Source organism: Caldanaerobacter subterraneus subsp. tengcongensis MB4, from assembly GCF_000007085.1.
Taxonomy (GTDB): Bacteria; Bacillota; Thermoanaerobacteria; order Thermoanaerobacterales; family Thermoanaerobacteraceae; genus Thermoanaerobacter; species Thermoanaerobacter subterraneus.
Window position 1 is genome coordinate 153,990 of sequence record NC_003869.1, and the last position, 18,680, is coordinate 172,669.

Consider the following 18,680-nt stretch of genomic DNA (forward strand, 5'->3'; position numbering starts at 1 on the left):
GAGGGTGATGAAGACGAAATTTGTTGTTGAAAAAAGCCCGCCCCTTAAAGGAACGGTTAAGATAAGCGGTGCGAAGAATTCGGTTTTGCCTATAATTGCTGCTTCACTGCTTTCATCTGATGAAGTGATATTAGAAGATATACCCTCTCTGGAAGACGTCAATGTAATGATAGAACTCATAAAGAATTTTGGAGCCCTGTGTGAGTTGGACAATGGGAAATTGAAGATAAAGGTAGATATAAAGGACGTAGAAGCGCCTTATGAACTTGTTAAAAAGATGAGGGCATCCTTTTTGGTGATGGGACCCATACTGGCAAAGCTGGGACATGCCAAAATTTCCATGCCTGGAGGTTGTGCAATAGGGGCTCGACCTATAGACCTACATTTAAAGGGGTTTCAAAGTCTGGGAGCTGATATAACTATCGGACACGGATATGTTGAGGCAAGAGCTAAAAAATTGACAGGCAAAAAGATATACCTTGATTTTCCCAGTGTAGGAGCAACTGAGAATATAATGATGGCTGCAGTTTTTGCCGACGGTGTTACTGTAATTGAAAATGCTGCTGAGGAGCCTGAGATTGTGGATTTGGCGAATTTTTTGAACAAGATGGGGGCCAATATCAAAGGAGCAGGTACTGACACTATACGAATTGAAGGAGTAAAGGAATTGAAAGGAGCAGAACACACTGTCATACCTGATAGAATTGAAGCAGGAACTTTTATGGTGGCAGCGGCCATGACAGGCGGGAATGTGCTCATTGAAAATGTGATAGTGGACCATGTGAGGTCTGTAATTGCAAAATTGACAGAATGCGGAGTTAAGATAACGGAAGAAAAGGGAGGCCTCAGGGTAAAAGGGGTAAAAAATTACAAGGCTGTTGACATAAAGACCCTTCCATATCCGGGATTTCCAACGGACATGCAAGCGCAGATGATGGCCATGATGACCGTGGCAAAGGGTACCAGCGTCATAATAGAGACAGTTTTTGAAAACAGATTTATGCATGTGAGCGAATTAAAGAGAATGGGCGCAAATATAAAAATTGAGGGCAGAAGTGCAATGATTACAGGTGTAGACCATTTGACAGGAGCCGAAGTGAAAGCTACTGATTTGAGGGCAGGAGCAGCTTTGGTGCTGGCAGGGCTTATAGCAGAGGGGAGAACAGAGATTAACGATATCTACCATGTAGACAGAGGATATGTGAAGATGGAAGAGAAGTTAAGAGCTCTGGGTGCAAAAATATACAGAAAATAGATTAAAAATTTTTTAGAAGTATTAGAAGGATTTTTTTAGCTTTTGAAGAATAATAATTATTGTGGCAAATTAAGAGACTTTCTTCTCAAAAAAACGTTTAATCAAGTACAGAAGGAGGGAAAGTATGGCAAAGGTTAAAGAATCTGACAAGAGGAAGCTTTCTCACGAAGCCTACGGCGGAGTTCACGGAAGTGAGTACATCCCATTTATTCCAGCTGATAAAGTACTTCCAGAGCTCACAGCAGTAGCAGTTATAGTAGGAAGCTTATTTGCCATTCTTTTTGCGGCAGCTAATGCTTACCTTGGGTTAAAGGCGGGAATGACTATAAGTGCAGCTATTCCTGCGGCAGTTTTGGCAACTGCTTTGCTAAAGGGAGTTTTTAAAAGAGACAGTATCTTAGAGTCAAACTTGGTCATGGCTATAGCTGCTACAGGAGAGAGCTTGGCAGGAGGTATTATATTTACTCTTCCGGCAATCGTGCTGTGGGGGCTAAAGGATGAGTTCACATTAACTCGAATTGTATTTGTAATCCTCATAGGTGGACTTTTGGGAGCGCTCTTTGTGATACCTTTAAGAAGGTATTTGACTGTGGAAGAGCACGGGAAGCTCATTTATCCAGAAGGAATGGCAGCCGCGGAAGTGTTAGTTACAAGCAACCAGGGCGGAACAGGATTCATGACAGTGCTCTCGGGAATGATTGTTGGAGGAATTTATAAGCTTTTATCTGGCGGCTTTGGCATGTGGTCTGAAAACCCTTCATGGGTTATTAAGAGGTTTGAGAGCACAGAAGTAGGGGTAAATGTTTTGGCATCATTAATGGGTGTTGGATTTATTGTGGGATTGGATGTAGCTATGTACATGTTGGCAGGTAGCGTTTTGGCATGGCTAGGACTAATTCCCCTTATAAAGTTCTTTGGTGCAGGGCTTACTACACCTGTTTATCCTGCTACTGACCTTATAAGAGACATGTCCGCTGGGGCTATATGGAGTAAATACATAAGATACATAGGCGCTGGTGGCGTGTTGGCAGGAGGATTTATAAGCCTTATAAAAGCCCTTCCTACCATCATAAAGGCTTTCAGAGAATCAATAGTAGGGCTTGGAATGAAAGGCAAAGAATTAAAAAGGACAGATGTGGATGTTTCCCTCACGTGGGTTATATTTGGAGCAGCATTTGTATTCTTTGTAGCCTGGCTTATGCCCTCCCTTGGAGTGACTGCACTGGGTAGTTTAATGGCAGTATTGTTTGCGTTTTTCTTTGCTGTAGTGTCTGCCAGGATTACAGGACTTGTAGGCGTATCTAACAACCCAATTTCTGGTATGACTATTGCTACTTTGCTAATAGTGACTTCTGTTTTAAAACTTGCTGGCGTAGTAGGAAATGAGGGTATGATAATTGCCATCACAATTGGCGGTATTGTGTGCGTAGCAGCTGCTATAGCAGGAGCTAATGCTCAGTCTTTAAAGACTACTTTCATCATAGGTGGAACGCCTAAATATATCGAGATATTCACATATGTAGGAATAGCAGTAGCTTCTATTTTTGCAGGGCTAGTTTTGATACTTCTAAATAATGCTTACGGTTTTGGCACAAAAGATATCCCAGCTCCTCAAGCTACTATAATGTCAATGGTAGTAAAGGGCATTATGACAGGAGACCTCCCATGGACTTTCATAATTGCTGGAATATTCATGGGCATAATGGCTGAAATGATGCACGTTCCGGTTCTTCCATTTGCTATAGGGCTTTACCTGCCTTTCGAGTTAAGTGCTGCTATTGCTGTTGGTGGGATTATAAGGTGGATTGTAGACCAGCAGTACAGAAAGGACGAGCAGTTGAGAAAAGAGAAAGTCGAAAAGGGTATACTTGTAGCGTCGGGACTTGTGGCAGGAGATGCGCTTATGGGACTTGTAATAGCTATATTTGCAGGGGCAAAGATAAGTATAGACTTTGCATCCAACTGGGCTACAAACACCTCTTCCTTTGCGCCATGGTTTTCTCTCTTGATGTTCCTCTTAGTAGGACTTTTCCTCTACTACTACACTGTCAAAAACGATAAAAAATAAAGCTGAGCACTCCCTCTGAAGGGAGTGCTCAGTTTAAGGGGGTAGAAAATGAAAGACAATTTTTTGCTTTATGTTCCTAAAAAAAGCGAAAAAGTCAATTGGGAAAAAAGAGGAGATAAGGTAATGTTTTTGTTTTATCACGACAAATTAATAGAAAAAATGGTCAGGCTTTTTGTGAAGAAGCCTAGAGTGACCACGTTAGAACTGGATGACATTGGAACAGCAGTGTGGGAGCTTATAGACGGGGAGAAAAATGTCTATGAAATAGGGCAGCAGTTGAAGGAACGGTTTGGAGAAAGAGTTGAACCTTTATATGAAAGGCTATCTTTATTCATGAGATATTTAAACAGAAGAGGTTGGATATATTTTTCAAAAAAGGGGGATACTAAATAAGACCTTATTAAAAATTTTTACTATTTCTATTTTTTGTAGAAGGATTTTTGGCAGCATGTGTAGAATTTATATACTGAAAAGCTTTTGATAAAAAATTGATAAAGGGGAGAGTATTTATGAGAATTGGTGTTCCCAAAGAAATAAAAACTGCAGAGTCCCGTGTAGCCATAACGCCTGCAGGAGTAGAGGCTTTTGTCAAGAATGGACATGAAGTGTACATTGAAAAGGACGCAGGATTAGGTAGCGGTATCACAAATGAGGAATATGAAAAGGCAGGGGCAAAAATACTTCCAACTGCCAAAGAAGTGTACGACATAGCTGACATGATAATGAAGGTAAAAGAGCCACAGCCAAGCGAATACGACTACTTAAAAGAGGGACAAGTTTTATTTACTTATCTACATTTAGCACCCGATAAACAGCAGACAGAAGCTTTATTAAGACAGAAAGTAGTAGGAATCGCCTATGAGACGGTACAGCTTGACAACGGTTCTTTGCCTTTGTTAACACCCATGAGCGAAGTTGCTGGTAGAATGGCTGTCACCATAGGAGCTTACCTTTTGACTAGCATAAATCAAGGCAGAGGTATTGTGATGGGCGGGGTTCCTGGAGTAGAGCCAGCAGAAGTAGTCATAATAGGCGGCGGAACAGTGGGCACCAATGCGGCAAAGGTAGCAGTTGGCATGGGAGCAAGAGTTACTATACTGGATGTAAATCCTGCAAGGCTTGCCTACCTTGACGACATATTTGGAGGAAGAGTGACAACTCTAATGTCAAATAGCTTTAATATTGCAGAAAGCGTAAAGAAGGCAGACTTATTGATAGGTGCTGTTCTTATACCAGGGGCTCGAGCGCCTAAGCTTGTAACTGAAGAAATGGTCAAGACAATGAAGAAGGGCGCTGTAATTGTGGATGTAGCAATAGACCAGGGTGGATGCGTAGAAACATGTGACAGAACTACTTCCCACACAGATCCATATTTCATCAAGCACGGAGTTGTTCACTACTCAGTTCCTAATATACCAGGAGCTGTACCAAGGACTTCAACCTTTGCTCTCACGAATGTCACACTTCCTTACGCATTAGAAATTGCTAACAAGGGCTACAAGAGGGCGTTGCTTGAAAATAGAGCACTTCTAAAAGGGCTCAATGTCTACAAAGGCATGGTGACATACAAACCTGTGGCAGAAGCGCAAGGATTAGAGTATGTGGATCCCGTTGAAGCTTTGAATAAAGCGTAAATGTCTGACCTCCCACAATAAATGTGGGAGGTTTATTTAGTCTGTTGACAGAGTTTAAAAAGTGGCATTTTGTGTGTAAATGCGACTTGTTGTCAAAGCGATAACTAAACTTGGCGAGCTTGAGAGCGAAGGCGGGGCGAGCAAAGCGAGCGGCCACGTTGAGCCTGAAAGGCGAATTGGCCGGGACTTAGCCTAAGCCCGAAAAGCGAGCCTTAGTTTTGTCGCTTTGTAACTCTGGAGTATTAACACAAAATGCCACTTAAATGAGAGGGACTTTGTCAACAGTCTGACCTTCCATAACAAATGTGGGAAGTTTCAACAGTTGGAAATAGTCATGCAAAAAGGTATAATTTTGACTAGGTGATGGTAGATATTATTAAGTATGCAAAAAGTAAGAGAAATATACTCGATTAGTCGAATGACACTTATAAACTGGGAAAAATAAGGATTAATTACTCCTCTTAGAACTCCCAAAGGTATAAGAAGATATAGAAAAGAAGACATAGAGAAGTTACTAGGTATGATAGAAGAAAGGCCAAAACCTAAAGTAGTTTTGTATGTAAGAGTGTCCACAAAGAAACAAGAAGAATATCTTAAGAATCAAATTAGAAGGCTTGAAGAATATGCTAATTCTCAAGGATGGCAGTATGAAGTCATACATGAAATAGCAAGCGGAGTAAATAAAATAAAGAACTGGCAGAGGACTTGATAGCAATAGTGACATCTTTTGTAGCAAGGATTTATGGTAAGAGAGGTGGGGAAAAACATGATAGTCATACAAGCTAAACTCATTTTTCTAAACCAAGAAGACAAACAAAGAGCATTGGACTTAATGAGAAGATGGTCCTCCTGCATGAGATTTGCATACAAAAGGCTTCTAGAAGGTTATGACAGAAAAACATTAAAAAGAGACCTTCAGGGGATGTTTGACTTAAACTCAAGATATGTAGATGATGCAATAATGAAAGCAAGAAGCACACTAGAATCTGCTAGAGAACTAGGTAATAACCCAAAGAAAGTCATTTTTGGAGGAAGAGACTTATTTAAAAAACTCCAAAAACACCATATAAATGGAAAAGCATATGAGAGATTAAAAATTAGGTGGCAGGAGAAAAGAAAAGGGAATCTCTACTCAAGAGGAGATAAAAGCAAAAAAGGAAATCTCAACACAAGAATAGAAATAAAAGAAAATGGCACTTTTTTAAGGATAAATGTAGGAGAAAGAAAATACGTATATGCCAAAATAGAAGCAGGCTACAAAAAGAATAAGAGAAGAGAAGAACTTCTACAAGAAATTACCAAATCAGACATACCCTACTCTGTAGAATTAAAACTCAAAAATGGTAGTATATACGCCTATTTCGCTGTTGAAGAAGAATATCCGGAAATAAAAATAACAAAAGAAAAAGGAGTCATAGGAATAGACATAAATGCATATCCAGACAACATATCATGGGCAGAAGTAGACGAAGAAGGTAATCTAACAAGTTACGGCAGTATACCAATGCCAGAGCTTGCAAGCGGCAGTAAAGAAAAAAGAGAATATTACAGATGGCAGTACGCTCATGAGATAATAAAAATAGCAAAAGAAAAAGGAAAAGCAATAGTAATTGAAAAACTGGACATAAAAGATAAAGGTAAAAAAGGAGACTTTTCAGGGAGAAAATCAAGGAGAATAAGACATAGCTTTAGCTATAAATCACTTCTTTCAAAAATAAAAACACTAGCAAAAAGAGAAGGGATAGAAGTAATAGAAGTAGACCCTTCTTACACGTCAATAATAGGCATGTTGAAATATGCACCGCAGTATATGATAACAAAAGATACAGCAGCGGCTTATGTAATAGCAAGAAGAGGATTAGGTAAAGAAGAAAAGATACCAGATAATTATATGAAGTTTCTCAACGCATTAACTGTAGAAGAATTAGAAGAATTAAAAGAGCATGTAAAGAAAACAGTCAGAAACAAAAAGTTAAAGAAGAAACACTTAAAAGAGATAAAGAAAGCAATAGAATTTCTACAAAGCCTTGAGAGTGAGCCAGGAAGGGTACTAAAGCCTCTGGGTGGAACAAGTTTTAGTACCCATGATTTCTGGCGAGTTCTCAAGGCAGCGGTGGTGATTCCACTCTCTCCTGAGAAGGTACCAAGAGACTTCTCTGTCCTGAAGGAATTATTAATTCAGGGTAAGTGGGGAGACCCGTAAGGGCGCGAGTTCCTGCTTCTTGGGGCAGGGGCTATGGGAGTGCTTAAATACCGCCTGCTGGGAATAGGCACTCTCTGAAAGGGCGGACTACAAATAGCCCAGCCTTCTAAACTAGTGCAGTTTTGCACAGTTTAGATGACCAGGTTTTTGTTGTTTATTGAAAAATCTCATGATATAATTTTTTTAAAATTAAAATGTGTTAGGCGGTGGAGAAAATGTTAGAAATTTTCTCAGGTAAAAAATATAAAATTTTTGGGAACGGATCTATTGGGGGCAAAGCTTCCGGGCTTTCTTTTGCCGAGGAAGTTTTAGAAAAATATTATAAAGACTTCAAAGGAACTGTAAAAATTCCTGAAAGCTTTTTTATAGCCACCGATTACTACGAAATGTTTTTAGAGTATAACCGCCTTGAAGACATAGATGAAAATACCCCTTATGAAGAGGCTGAAATAAGGTTTAAAGAAGCGGAGTTTCCTCCGGAGTACAAAAAAATGTTAAAAGAAATTTTACAGGTGATGGATTATCCTCTGGCGGTCAGGTCTTCTTCCTTGCTGGAGGACAATATAAAATATTCTTTTGCTGGTAAATACTACACAACTTTTATATCCAACAGGGGAACAGAGAGGGAAAGGCTAAAACAGCTGGAAAAAGCCATTAAAGAAGTGTATTTAAGCGTGTACGGACCTGATGCTGTAACTTACAGGAAGAAACACGCATCAGGACAGAGAGAGCTTATGGGAGTTATAGTGCAGAGGCTGATTGGCAGTCAAAAGGGAATATACTTCTATCCTGACGTGTCAGGAGTGGGATTTTCCAGAAATTATAGAAGGTGGACAGATAGGATTAAGATAGAAGACGGAGTGGTGAGACTGGTATTTGGCTTGGGTACAAAGTGTACAGGGAGAGGGTATGCAAGAATATTTTCCCTTACAAATCTTCGCTTAAGGCCCGAAGGCAATAACCCTCAAGAAATCGCCAAAAATTCACAGGAAGCCTTTGATGTGCTGAATTTGATGACAGGAGAGCTTGAGACTTACGATATAAATGACGTTCCTCAGTTTTTAAGCTATCATCCGAGAATAAGCGATATAGCTCAAGTCTACTCGAGAAAAGATAATGCAATTCTTAACCTTAATATGTTAAGTTCTAAAAGCGGGTTAGAAAAGTACATTTTTACCTTTGAAAATTTTCCGAGAAGGCACAAAGCTTTCTTTAACATGGTTTCGGCTCTATTTAAGTGTTTGGAAAGTGAGATGAAAGTACCTGTAGATATAGAATTTACTTATGACCTTGAGACTGGAGAGTTCTATCTTGTGCAGGCACGGCCTTTGAGTTCTTATGAAACTTTCAGAAAAGTTCACATACCTAAGGACATTGACAAAAGATGTGTTTTATTAAAAGGAGATAGAATGCTAACAAATGGGGTTTTGAAAAATATAAAGTATATTGTATATGTAGACCATGAAGTTTACAGTAATTACAAAGATAAACATGAGATTGCGCGCATAATAGGGCGCATAAATAAAAGCTTAGGGGACAGGTATATATTAGTAGGGCCTGGCAGATGGGGTTCTTCCAACCCGTATCTCGGTGTTCCTGTGATTTACAATGAAATATCAAATGCGGCTATGATTGTTGAGCTTGGGATAAAAAACGGGGATTTTATGCCTGAACTTTCCTATGGAACGCACTTTTTTGCGGATTTGGATGCCGACAACATTTTGTACATGCCTGTTTTTGATGGATATGAAAATAACATCTTCAATGAACAGTGGTTCAAAAAAGGCAGCTATATCGACACAGGGGTAAAAATTTTTGAAGGCAGGTTTGATGCTTATTTAGACGGTGAGAAAATGGTGGGATATGTGATATCTAATGAAAAATAAGTCGATTTATGTAAAAAATGAGACATAAGTCCTATTTAAAATGTCAAAATAGTGTAATATAATCTAAACTGTAAGAATGATTCCCCTTTTCCCCATAAAATTTAATATTCTGCACCCCCAACCCAATGTAGGCTGCTCTAGAGCAGCTATTTTTTTATCTTGAGCTAAAGTTTAGGTCTTTTAATACCGATAAAATAAAGTGAGCTATCTTGAGAATTGAAGGGAGCAGAAGGGTCATGAGAAGAATTTTAGCGATGGTTGTAGCTATTTTAATGCTTTTTTCTCTTTTCCCGGGAAATATGTCGAAAGCTTATGGTGCTTATCCCCCTAATATAACTGCAATTTATTCCTTAAGACTTGACGGGACAATGGCTTCACCTGCTAAAGGCCCAGTGGATAAGTATACCGACATAAAAATTACGGGAAGCGGATTTGTAACGTACGATGCCAGTGGCAATGTCACTGCTTCTGTCGATTATGTCTACATAGATTCTCCTGACACATCGAAAAAGCTCACTATTTTGAGTGTGAATGAAAATACAATTTACGCTAAAGTTCCTCCTGCTACCTCTATTGGACTTTCTGCAAATATTCCTTACACGATTATAGTTCACAGAAGTGATGGGCAGAGTGCTGCTATATTCAACGGTTTTACTTATGTAAATAATCCTTCCATTTCTAAGGTTGCGCTTGACAATTTTATTACTCTAGTGAAAGATTCAAACGGGAACATAGTGGGTAGAACCAGTAAATCTTACATAAGGATGGAAGGGAGTTATTTTAACGATGTAGGGCTTGTTCAGATAAACGGCGAAACTGCCTCAGTAGTTTCTCAAAGTGGTTCTGTACTCGTAACTACTATTCCTCAAAATATTTTTATAGACCCTACTTCTACATATACGGTGACTGTTACAAACATATACAGAGGGTCTGATACCAAACAAACTCAAATTTATGCTGTAAATCATGACATAACAGGGCTTTCTAAATATGTAGCAATTGTAGGGGATGAAATTACAATATATGGTAGGGGTTTTAATTCTTTAGGAAGCGATTTTAAAGTGTATATAGGGAATAACCTCGTTAATTCATCTGATATCAATATAAAAAGCGATACAGAGATGACAGTCAAAGTTCCTGCTCCCAAAGATACCACTTTGGAGTATCAGAATATAGACATAGTCGCATCAAACGGTTCTACTGCTACTTTAGTAGGAGCATTGAAAATAATACCTACACCTGCCATATTCACAATAGATAATATTACTCCTAATGCAGGTTCTGTCTCTGGCGGGACAAAGGTTGTCATTGTTGGGCAGAATTTGAGAGAGGATTTAATCGTGAAATTTGGCGGTGTAGCTGCAAAAAGTGTTCAGAGTATTACACTACCTGGCCTTACAGAAAATCAAAGGGCTATACAAGTCGTGACACCTCCTTATTCGAAGTCAGGTCCAGTCGATGTGACGGTTGTAGACCCTGTTACGGGCTATACTGTTACTAAGCAAAATGCCTTTTTCTATTTGGCTGTTGAAGATACGATGGTAGTAATAGATATGAACCCAACAGAGGGGTATGAAAGCGGAAATACGCCAGTTACTCTTTGGGGATTTAATTTTCAAAAAAATGATGACCCTTCTACCTATACCTATAACGAAGATAAGACAGAGATAACTTATGTTAATACAAATTACACCTACAAAGATCCTGTTACTGGAAATTATGTCACGGGTACCAGAGAAAGAAAGCTTTATGTGACATTTGGAGGAAATAAGGCGCAAATTGAAAATGTGTATAAACCTGAGACAGGACAGCAGACTTTAAATGTATTATCTCCCAGTGTGACCTTGAATCCTCCTGGACAAAATATGCCTGTAGATGTAGTCGTCACAGTTGAAACGACAGTCAAGGATACAAACGGGAATGTAGTCATGCAGTATTCTGAACAGAGCTCTCCTCCTTCCAAATTTACTTATAAGCCTTTGCCGTCAAATCCTGTAATTCTGTCTGTTTCTCCAAATACGGGAAGCCGTGCGGGAGGAGATACGGTAATTATACAGGGCTTTGACATAAGGCCTGGAGTAAAAGTATATTTTGGAGATAAACTGGCAACTGTGAAAGACCTTACAACAGGAGGAGATAATAAATCAGTATTGACAGTCATCTCACCTCCTTCTACTGACTTAGGTTATGTGGATGTAAAAGTAGTAAATAAAGATGCTGATTCACAGAGAGGCTTTTATGTGTACAAAAATGGCTATTATTACTACACTGCTCCTTCTATAAGCAGTATATTTACAAATTTTGGGTCGAAATATGGGGGTAATCTCATTACCATCTACGGGTCAGACTTTTTTGTAGGGCAAACAGTGGTAGATGGAGTTTATTCTCCTGAATACCCAGATGTCAGAATAGGCAATATACAGCTTAAAGTGATAAGTGTTGAAGATAAGGATGGGAATTTGATAGATGGGAAAAAGTTTAACATAGGTACAAAGATAAAGGCTTTAATACCGGAGACATCTACTCCATATCCTGTAGGTTGGTACGATGTCACAATTAAAAACTACGATGGAATAAACGGGACAATAGGTGGAAGCGTTACTTTGCCAAACGCCTTTGAGATAAAAGATACTCAGAAAAAACCCAGCATTATTTCTGTAGACCCTAATAAAGGGCCTACAAAAGGGGGAACCCTCATTAAGATTACAGGCAGCAATTTTGAAAAAGGAAGCATTGTGACCATAGACGGAGTGCAGGCGAGCGTTAAAAAGGTTTCAAGCGGAAACACTGAGATAGAAGCTACCACACCTCCGGGCACTCTGGGCAAAAAAATAGTTCAGGTTGTGAATCCTTCTGATGGAGGAGTGGCTTTGCTTGTAGATGGATTTGAGTACGTGCTTATTGAGACAAAGCCTCAGATAACAAAGGTAGTTCCAAATTATGGTGGAAAAGGCACATTGATTTACATCTTTGGAAGTGACTTTTCTAAAAAAGTAGGGGACAGTGAAGGAGCAAAAGCGTATATAGGCAATACTGTCCTTGAAAATGTGTATGTGCTGGATGAAAACACTATAATAGGCATTATTCCTGATATGAAGTACACCGGCCTTTATGAAATAAAAGTAGTAAACCCAGACACCGCTACGGCAGTGGCTCCTGAAAAATTCCACTTTTTAGTACCAGAGAGCAATCCCGTAATAACCTCTGTTACCCCTAATTTTGGTACGGTAAATGGCGGTACAGCTATTTTGATTGAAGGGCAGGACTTTAGAAGAGGGGCAGAAGTTTTCATAGGAGGAAATAAAGCCACAAATGTGGTGGTAAGCCCTGACGGCAAGTCGATAACAGCAATTACACCTCCGGGCAAGCCTGGCAAGACGTATGTCACAGTTGTAAATTATGACGGTGGGAATTACACTTATGGAATCCACGAGGGAGAAACGGGATTTACTTATGTAATTCCAAACAGCCAGCCTGTAATTACAAAGGTCGAGCCTGACAAAGGCTCTACCTATGGAGGTCAGGAGGTCACAATATACGGACAGGATTTCAGAATTTCTAAAGATGAACAAGGGAACATTTTAAAAGATGAAAATGGCAACCCGATAGGCCCTGATGTGTATTTTGGGAATGTAAAAGCACAAAAAGTCGTATATATAGACTATGGAACTCTTAAAGTCATAACTCCTCCCAATGCACCTGGGAAAGTGAGAGTTACTGTGGTAAATTACGACGGAGGGTTAGGATACCTTGAGGGAGGATATACTTACATTCAATCAAAGCCGCAGATTAAGCAGGTAATTCCTCCTAAATTTGACAAAACCGGTGGAACCTACGGAATAATAGTAGGAAACGATTTTTCAGTACCCGTTTATGATAAGGACAAATTGATACTTCCTGGCTCCTCTGTCTACATAGATGGGGTGGAGGTAAAAGACGTGCAGGTTGTCGACAGCACAATGATAAAATTTATCGCTCCACCAGTGGATAAAGTAGGAACGAAAGAGTTAAAAGTTGTCAATCCTGACGGTGGCACGGCTACTTTTAAGGTAGAATATGTGTCTCCCAGCACACATCCTCAGATATATTCTATTACACCAGACAGAGGCAGTATAAATGGCGGGACGTATGTGGTGATAAAGGGAAAAGACTTTAGAGATAAAGTCAAAGTGTACTTTGATGCCTATGAGGCGAAAGTAATCTCTGTTTCTCCAGACACAATTGTGATACTTACACCGCCTGGAGACCCTCAGAAAGATATAAATAGGTCAGTTGATGTAACAGTCTTTAACGAAGAGGATGGAGGAAGCTTTACTTTGAAAAACGGATTTACATATATTGCAACAGAGACTAAGCCCAAGATCACATCTATTACTCCAAACACGGGCTCTACCAAAGGCGGAGAGACAGTGACAATTACAGGCGATGATTTTAGGCAGGGAGCGAGAGTATTTTTTGGAGAAAAAGAAGCTTTGAATGTAGTTGTAAAAAGCTATAACACGATTATTGCTACTACTCCTTCTCATCCAGAAGGGAAAGTAGATGTCATTGTCAGAAACCCTGACTATGCCGATGCAGTTTTTCCGCAGGGATTTACCTATGTACAGACTGTCCCTGATGAACCTGTAGGCTTCTGGGTGGAGAGTATACCAGGAAATGACCATACTTTAAGACTTCGCTGGTCAGAGACAAAAGGAGCTAAGTATTACGAGATATACCTGGTTTCGGACAGTACCTATAAATTTATAGCTTCTACTGACAAACTGGAATACTATGTAACAAATTTGAGCCCAAATACAAAATACACGTTTGCGCTGCGGGCTGTCAATGAATTAGGACCTAGCAATTTCGTGACAGCTTCAAGTACAACTGACAGGTCTTCAAATAGCAAGTACGACACTTACGTTGAAGGGGCAAAGGAGAATAAGACGAGCATTTCTACATCGAATGGAGCATTAATTGTGACACTGGGCGATACCTCTGAGAGCGAGTACATTCTAAACTTTAAAGATGATATTTACAAAAATATAAACAAATGGGTAATAAATGTGCCGTCTAAATATAAGAATACAGCAAAAAAGGTTAAGATTTACACTCAGAAATTTGAGATGGAATTTTACTTAACTGACCTCTATTTTACTGGAGATTATGACAGGATAACAATAACTAGGATCACAGGGAAAGAGTATGAGGATATGGTGAAAAACTTGTCTAAAAATGTAACAATTCTGTCAGATATATACGACATAAAGTATGAAAAAATAACTGATGGCAAGGCGGTAAATTACACCAATTTCAAAAATAACATTTACGTGTTAATAGGTGTAGAAAATAATAGATTGGGTAAGAAAGATATAAACCGCGCGAAGATTTCTTACATTACCTATTATTTACCGTATGTTGGCCCTAATCCTATGGTAATTATGTACAACGTAGATCGCAATAAAAATACTGTATCAGGGAAAATTTCTTCACCCGGTCAGATTGCTGTAACGTATTAAGGAGTGAAAAAGATGAAGGGGAAAAGACTTTTAGCCTTTTTACTCGCTTTGATTTTTTTACTTCAGTTAAATTCTGTTAGTTATGCTCAAACAACTTTCTACGGGGTAGAGTATGCTCCAAGTATATATCACAACATGATATTTAAAGATATACAAAATAGCTTCGCCAAGTACGACATAATGAAAATGGCAGCTCTTTCCGTTATAAGAGGCGGAGGAGATCAGAAATTTTACCCCAAGAGCTACTTGAAAAAAGAAGAGGCTTTAGCATATATAGTAAGGCTTACTAACACATCCTCCTCTACAGGAGTGGCAGGAAGTATGCCTGCCACTCTTCCCCCCAAATTTAAAGTGGACGATTGGGCAAAGGGAGTAATTGATGCAGCCTTAAAGGCCAATTTGCTTACAAAGGATGAACTTAATACTGACTTTACTTTAAATGCTACAAGAGAAGAAGTTGCTTACTGGCTTGCAAAAGGTCTGGGCTTTCAGCCTTTATCCGGCACTGATTTGCAGCAGGTTTACACCTTTCGGGACGTAAAAGATATTAATTCTTCCTACCTTCCCTATGTAGGTGCTGTTGTAAAAAGGGGTATAATGTCAGGGTACAGCGATGGAAAATTTAGACCCAAGACAAATATTACAAGAGAGCAGATGGCTTCAGTCCTCAATAGAGTCTTTAATTATTCCTACTCCCTGATGGGATACTCCGTTTTGACTGGCACCATAAAGAATATTTTGCAGGAAAATTTGGTTGGCGAAGGAGCTATGAAGAATACCTTTGTAATTTCAAATCAAATGGGTCAGGAAAATTTTGTAGTTACTAAAGTAAGACCTTCTTCAAACGGTGGGGGGCATCTTTTGGATTTTTTAACCATTTCTAATGGAAAGCCAGTATATTCGCAGGCCTTTACAGTGGGGGATAAAGTCAGATTTTATATAAAAGATGGCAAAGTGATATTTGCAGAGAAACTGCCTCAGAATGAGACGGTGGTGTATGGCGAGATAGTTAATATAACGCCTTCTACAATAGCTTTGAAGGGAGGCTATAATTACAGCAATACTTTTTCCTACACCTCTTATACTGAAGTGTATATAAACGATTATCCAGCTTCTACTAAAGACTTGAGAGTAGGGCAGACTATCCTTGCCTATCTTGAGGGAGGCACTGCTTACAGGATAGATGTCAATTATGAAGAATACGCTTCTGATAAGATAGAGGCAGGTTCCAGGCAGGTCACAGGTAGTATAATTTCTATTCAAAATCCACAGGGAGATTTAACAAAAGGTGGAATTGATATAACGCTGGATAGCGGAGATACCTACTACATATCTCCAAATATTCCTTTGGTAAAGGGAGGAGTTTCTGCCTCTTTATCTTCTTTGAAGATAGGGGATTATGTAAATCTCATTTTTGATGACCCTTATAGCGATACCCCTATAAAAGTTTTGGTAGACAACGGCTATTACAATGTTACTGGTGTGTTCAGAGGGACTTTGGGTAGTGTAATGCCTCTTAGTAAAGTTATTAATTTGAGCAATGTAGAAAAGTATTACCAAGGTACGTGGCAGAAAGTGTCTGATTATGTTTCATATCCTTTTGAGAAGGCAGAGTTTTATCTAAATGGCTTGAAAATTGATGAGTCAAGTCTTAAAAATTACACTGGCAGGACAATTTACATAACTACAGAGAATCACTTTGGCAAAGAATATATAACCTTTGCAAATATAGTTTCACCCTTTACAATGGCTTATCAGGGGATGGCTAGTTTTGACCCCTATTCCATGACTTTGACCCTTTCTGATGGGAGAAAAGTAACTGTAAATGATGGTACAATTGTAGTAAAAGGCGGAAGGAGAGTGCCGGCAAATAGCTTGAAGAGCAATCAAGTTTATGTTTCATTTTCAAAAGAAGATAACCTTCATGCCAATTTCGTATCAGTAATAGATACTGTTGATGTTCCATCTTACTATTACGCTAAAGGGTATTTGTTCTACGCCACAGCAAATTCTGTGACAGTTGGAGATGTTCCGTGGAGAGGTTCTTACTACTCTACTGTGACAGGCTATTATGAAATAAGCAATAACCAGTGGAGTTTTGTTTCAGGTTCTAGGGTATTTTACGTAGGAGATAGTACTTTTGTAGTAGACAATAGGGATAAAGAAAGTAAAGTCGTTCCTTACAGTGAACTTCTCAATATAAGATACGGAAGTTCACAGTTTAAGGACGCCTTTGCTTATGTTGTTGCTAATGGCGATAATGCTGTTGCCATTAACGTAATGCCTTCTGATAATAATGAGAGGGTGTCTACTGCAAAAGTTGAGGGTATAGAAGGGACTAAAGTTACAGTTTCTGAAGTAAAGGATTGGAATGAAGTAGAGGGCATATGGAATCTTAACACCAGCTTAGAGGTGGTAGACCTTTCAAAGGCAGTTATTGTGAAGGATGGTCGCACAGTTGATGTTTCTTCTCTCAAAAAAGGAGATTTTATATACATGATAAGAAGCGCCTCCAGGGGAATAATTGTAACTGTCAAATAAGAAGCGGGGGAATGGGAAATGAAAAAATTGGCTTTTGCGTTTTTCTTTGTCTTTCTTTTTTCTATGTTTCCTGCTAATATCTTTGCCTATAATTCTGGATTTGAAGCGGGAATTTCAAATGAGCAGGAGTACAAAGAGGTAGTTTTCATAACAGGAGAACCTGTTGTATTTAGCGGCTTCTTAAAAGTGACAAGCTCTAAAAGAGGAGATACTACCACTACTACTTACAGGTATACCCTTTCTACTCCTTCTGGGGACAAGCTTACAAGGACTCTTACATTTGTTACGGAAGAAAAGCAAAAACCTGAATATAATCAGATTATAGCTGAGACTACACTTAAAAACTACACTGAAAGTATAAAAATTGGGGGAGATACCTATACCCTCGACAGAAATAACGGCTATATTTACCAGGGATCTGAGGTGAAAAGCATAAATCCAGCTGTTACCTATTACGCAGGGAATTACTCTGGTTCAAAGGTCTACAGGATGAACGGAAATAAAGGTACTGTAAAGGTGAGTATAGAAGACAAGACCGTAGGATTTTCCCACAAATATGGCAGTGCAGAGACTCACCAGATGTACTATCAAATTGAAGCTACAATTGGAACGGGAAATAACGTAAAAAAATGGGTTGGAGAGGTGCAGGTAAATGTTTCTTTTACAGATAAGTCTTCTATAGAGTATGTGGAAAATGACCCGCAGTATATAAGCTTTAGAGGGGGCTATCTCTTAAGGAGAAACAGCGAAGATGTTATGACTTACGCTTACAACCTCCCTAAGTTTGACGAGAATGGGAATGAAATAGGCAGAAATACTGGTAGCAATAGCTTAAGGATGGATGGAATTTATACAGAGAATAGGCTTGTTGTCCCGGAGGTTAGAGATATAAGCGGGACATGGGGTAAAGACGACATAAACAAGCTTTTAAGCTTAGAAATTTTCCCAAAGGATTCTTTGTACTTTGGTCCCAAGCTTTACATACTTCGTTCAGATTTTGCTGTAGCGGTAGCAAAAGCTATTGGGATTGCTCCTTATGAGCCTCCCAAAAATGCTCTTTACTCTGCGAGGAAAATGCCGGTCGAAGTTTCGCCTTTTAAGGATGTACCGACAAATGACCCCAATTACGGTTATATAAAAGCTGCAAGTGATATAGGCCTTATAAGTGGGATTGGACCTTCTCAATTTGGGCCCTCCCTGCGTCTTACCCGGGCTCAGGCAGCCGTAATATTTATAAGGGCTTTGGGGCTTGAAAATCTGGCGCCACAGGGGTATTTCAAAACAGGTTTTTTAGATGATTCTTCAATTCCCTTGTGGGCAAAAAGAAGTGTATATGTGGCCCGTGAAATAGGGCTTGTGGGCGGCGATACCTTTGGGAGGTTTAATCCTGAAAGCTATGTGACAAGGGAAGAAGCCGCGTCAATGATTTCGCGTATGATAGATTTTATGATGAAGGATTTGACTTTTGATTATGTAGAAAGAGTATTGAATTTTAAATAAGGACCTCTTTTACTAGGGGGTCCTTTTTATATATTTTTTGAAGTAATATGAGTATCTTTTCTCACATATACTTTTATGTAGGCTCAAAGATG

At 39.2% G+C, this 18,680-nt stretch carries 9 protein-coding genes and 1 pseudogene; all 10 read left to right on the forward strand.

The features are described from left to right. Positions 1 to 4 precede the first annotated feature (4 nt). Positions 5 to 1,255: a UDP-N-acetylglucosamine 1-carboxyvinyltransferase gene (murA, locus tag TTE_RS00780; RefSeq protein WP_041587080.1), complete on the forward strand. Its 1,251-nt coding sequence runs from the start codon at positions 5 to 7 to the stop codon at positions 1,253 to 1,255. Between the two features lie 124 nt (positions 1,256 to 1,379). Continuing rightward, on the forward strand, positions 1,380 to 3,323 hold the full coding sequence (locus TTE_RS00785; protein ID WP_011024661.1) for an OPT family oligopeptide transporter: 1,944 nt from the start codon (positions 1,380 to 1,382) through the stop codon (positions 3,321 to 3,323). Positions 3,324 to 3,371: 48 nt separating this feature from the next. Continuing rightward, complete coding sequence (locus TTE_RS00790) at positions 3,372 to 3,716, forward strand: PqqD family protein (protein WP_011024662.1); 345 nt, start codon at positions 3,372 to 3,374, stop codon at positions 3,714 to 3,716. 116 nt (positions 3,717 to 3,832) lie between these two features. Beyond that, positions 3,833 to 4,957 carry an alanine dehydrogenase gene (ald, locus tag TTE_RS00795; protein ID WP_009610961.1) on the forward strand — a complete coding sequence of 375 codons (1,125 nt, stop codon included), beginning with the start codon at positions 3,833 to 3,835 and terminating at the stop codon, positions 4,955 to 4,957. Positions 4,958 to 5,327: 370 nt separating this feature from the next. Further along, positions 5,328 to 5,743 (forward strand): annotated as a pseudogene (locus tag TTE_RS00800) (recombinase family protein). Beyond that, entirely contained in the window at positions 5,724 to 7,160 is a 1,437-nt protein-coding gene (locus TTE_RS00805) for an IS200/IS605 family accessory protein TnpB-related protein (protein WP_011024664.1), read from the forward strand. The pseudogene TTE_RS00800 and the gene TTE_RS00805 overlap by 20 nt, the downstream one beginning before the upstream one ends. Before the next feature lie 215 nt (positions 7,161 to 7,375). Continuing rightward, positions 7,376 to 9,046, forward strand: a complete 1,671-nt coding sequence (locus tag TTE_RS00810) for a PEP/pyruvate-binding domain-containing protein (protein WP_011024665.1) — start codon at positions 7,376 to 7,378, stop codon at positions 9,044 to 9,046. Between the two features lie 236 nt (positions 9,047 to 9,282). Beyond that, the gene (locus tag TTE_RS00815; protein WP_011024666.1) at positions 9,283 to 14,547 is read left to right on the forward strand and encodes an IPT/TIG domain-containing protein; all 5,265 of its coding nucleotides are present in this window, start codon (positions 9,283 to 9,285) and stop codon (positions 14,545 to 14,547) included. Positions 14,548 to 14,559: 12 nt separating this feature from the next. Further along, a complete protein-coding gene (locus tag TTE_RS00820) occupies positions 14,560 to 17,088 on the forward strand; it encodes an S-layer homology domain-containing protein (protein WP_011024667.1) in 2,529 nt (842 codons plus the stop codon). An 18-nt stretch (positions 17,089 to 17,106) separates the two neighbouring features. Then, the gene (locus TTE_RS00825; RefSeq protein ID WP_011024668.1) at positions 17,107 to 18,588 is read left to right on the forward strand and encodes an S-layer homology domain-containing protein; all 1,482 of its coding nucleotides are present in this window, start codon (positions 17,107 to 17,109) and stop codon (positions 18,586 to 18,588) included. Positions 18,589 to 18,680 lie beyond the last annotated feature (92 nt).

Bases quoted from the DNA above. Each gene is read 5' to 3' on its own strand.
- TTE_RS00785 (WP_011024661.1), top strand. From the start codon at position 1,380: ATGGCAAAGGTTAAAGAATCTGACAAGAGGAAGCTTTCTCACGAAGCC.
- TTE_RS00790 (WP_011024662.1), top strand. From the start codon at position 3,372: ATGAAAGACAATTTTTTGCTTTATGTTCCTAAAAAAAGCGAAAAAGTC.
- ald (WP_009610961.1), top strand. From the start codon at position 3,833: ATGAGAATTGGTGTTCCCAAAGAAATAAAAACTGCAGAGTCCCGTGTA.
- TTE_RS00805 (WP_011024664.1), top strand. From the start codon at position 5,724: ATGATAGTCATACAAGCTAAACTCATTTTTCTAAACCAAGAAGACAAA.
- TTE_RS00810 (WP_011024665.1), top strand. From the start codon at position 7,376: ATGTTAGAAATTTTCTCAGGTAAAAAATATAAAATTTTTGGGAACGGA.
- TTE_RS00815 (WP_011024666.1), top strand. From the start codon at position 9,283: ATGAGAAGAATTTTAGCGATGGTTGTAGCTATTTTAATGCTTTTTTCT.
- TTE_RS00820 (WP_011024667.1), top strand. From the start codon at position 14,560: ATGAAGGGGAAAAGACTTTTAGCCTTTTTACTCGCTTTGATTTTTTTA.
- TTE_RS00825 (WP_011024668.1), top strand. From the start codon at position 17,107: ATGAAAAAATTGGCTTTTGCGTTTTTCTTTGTCTTTCTTTTTTCTATG.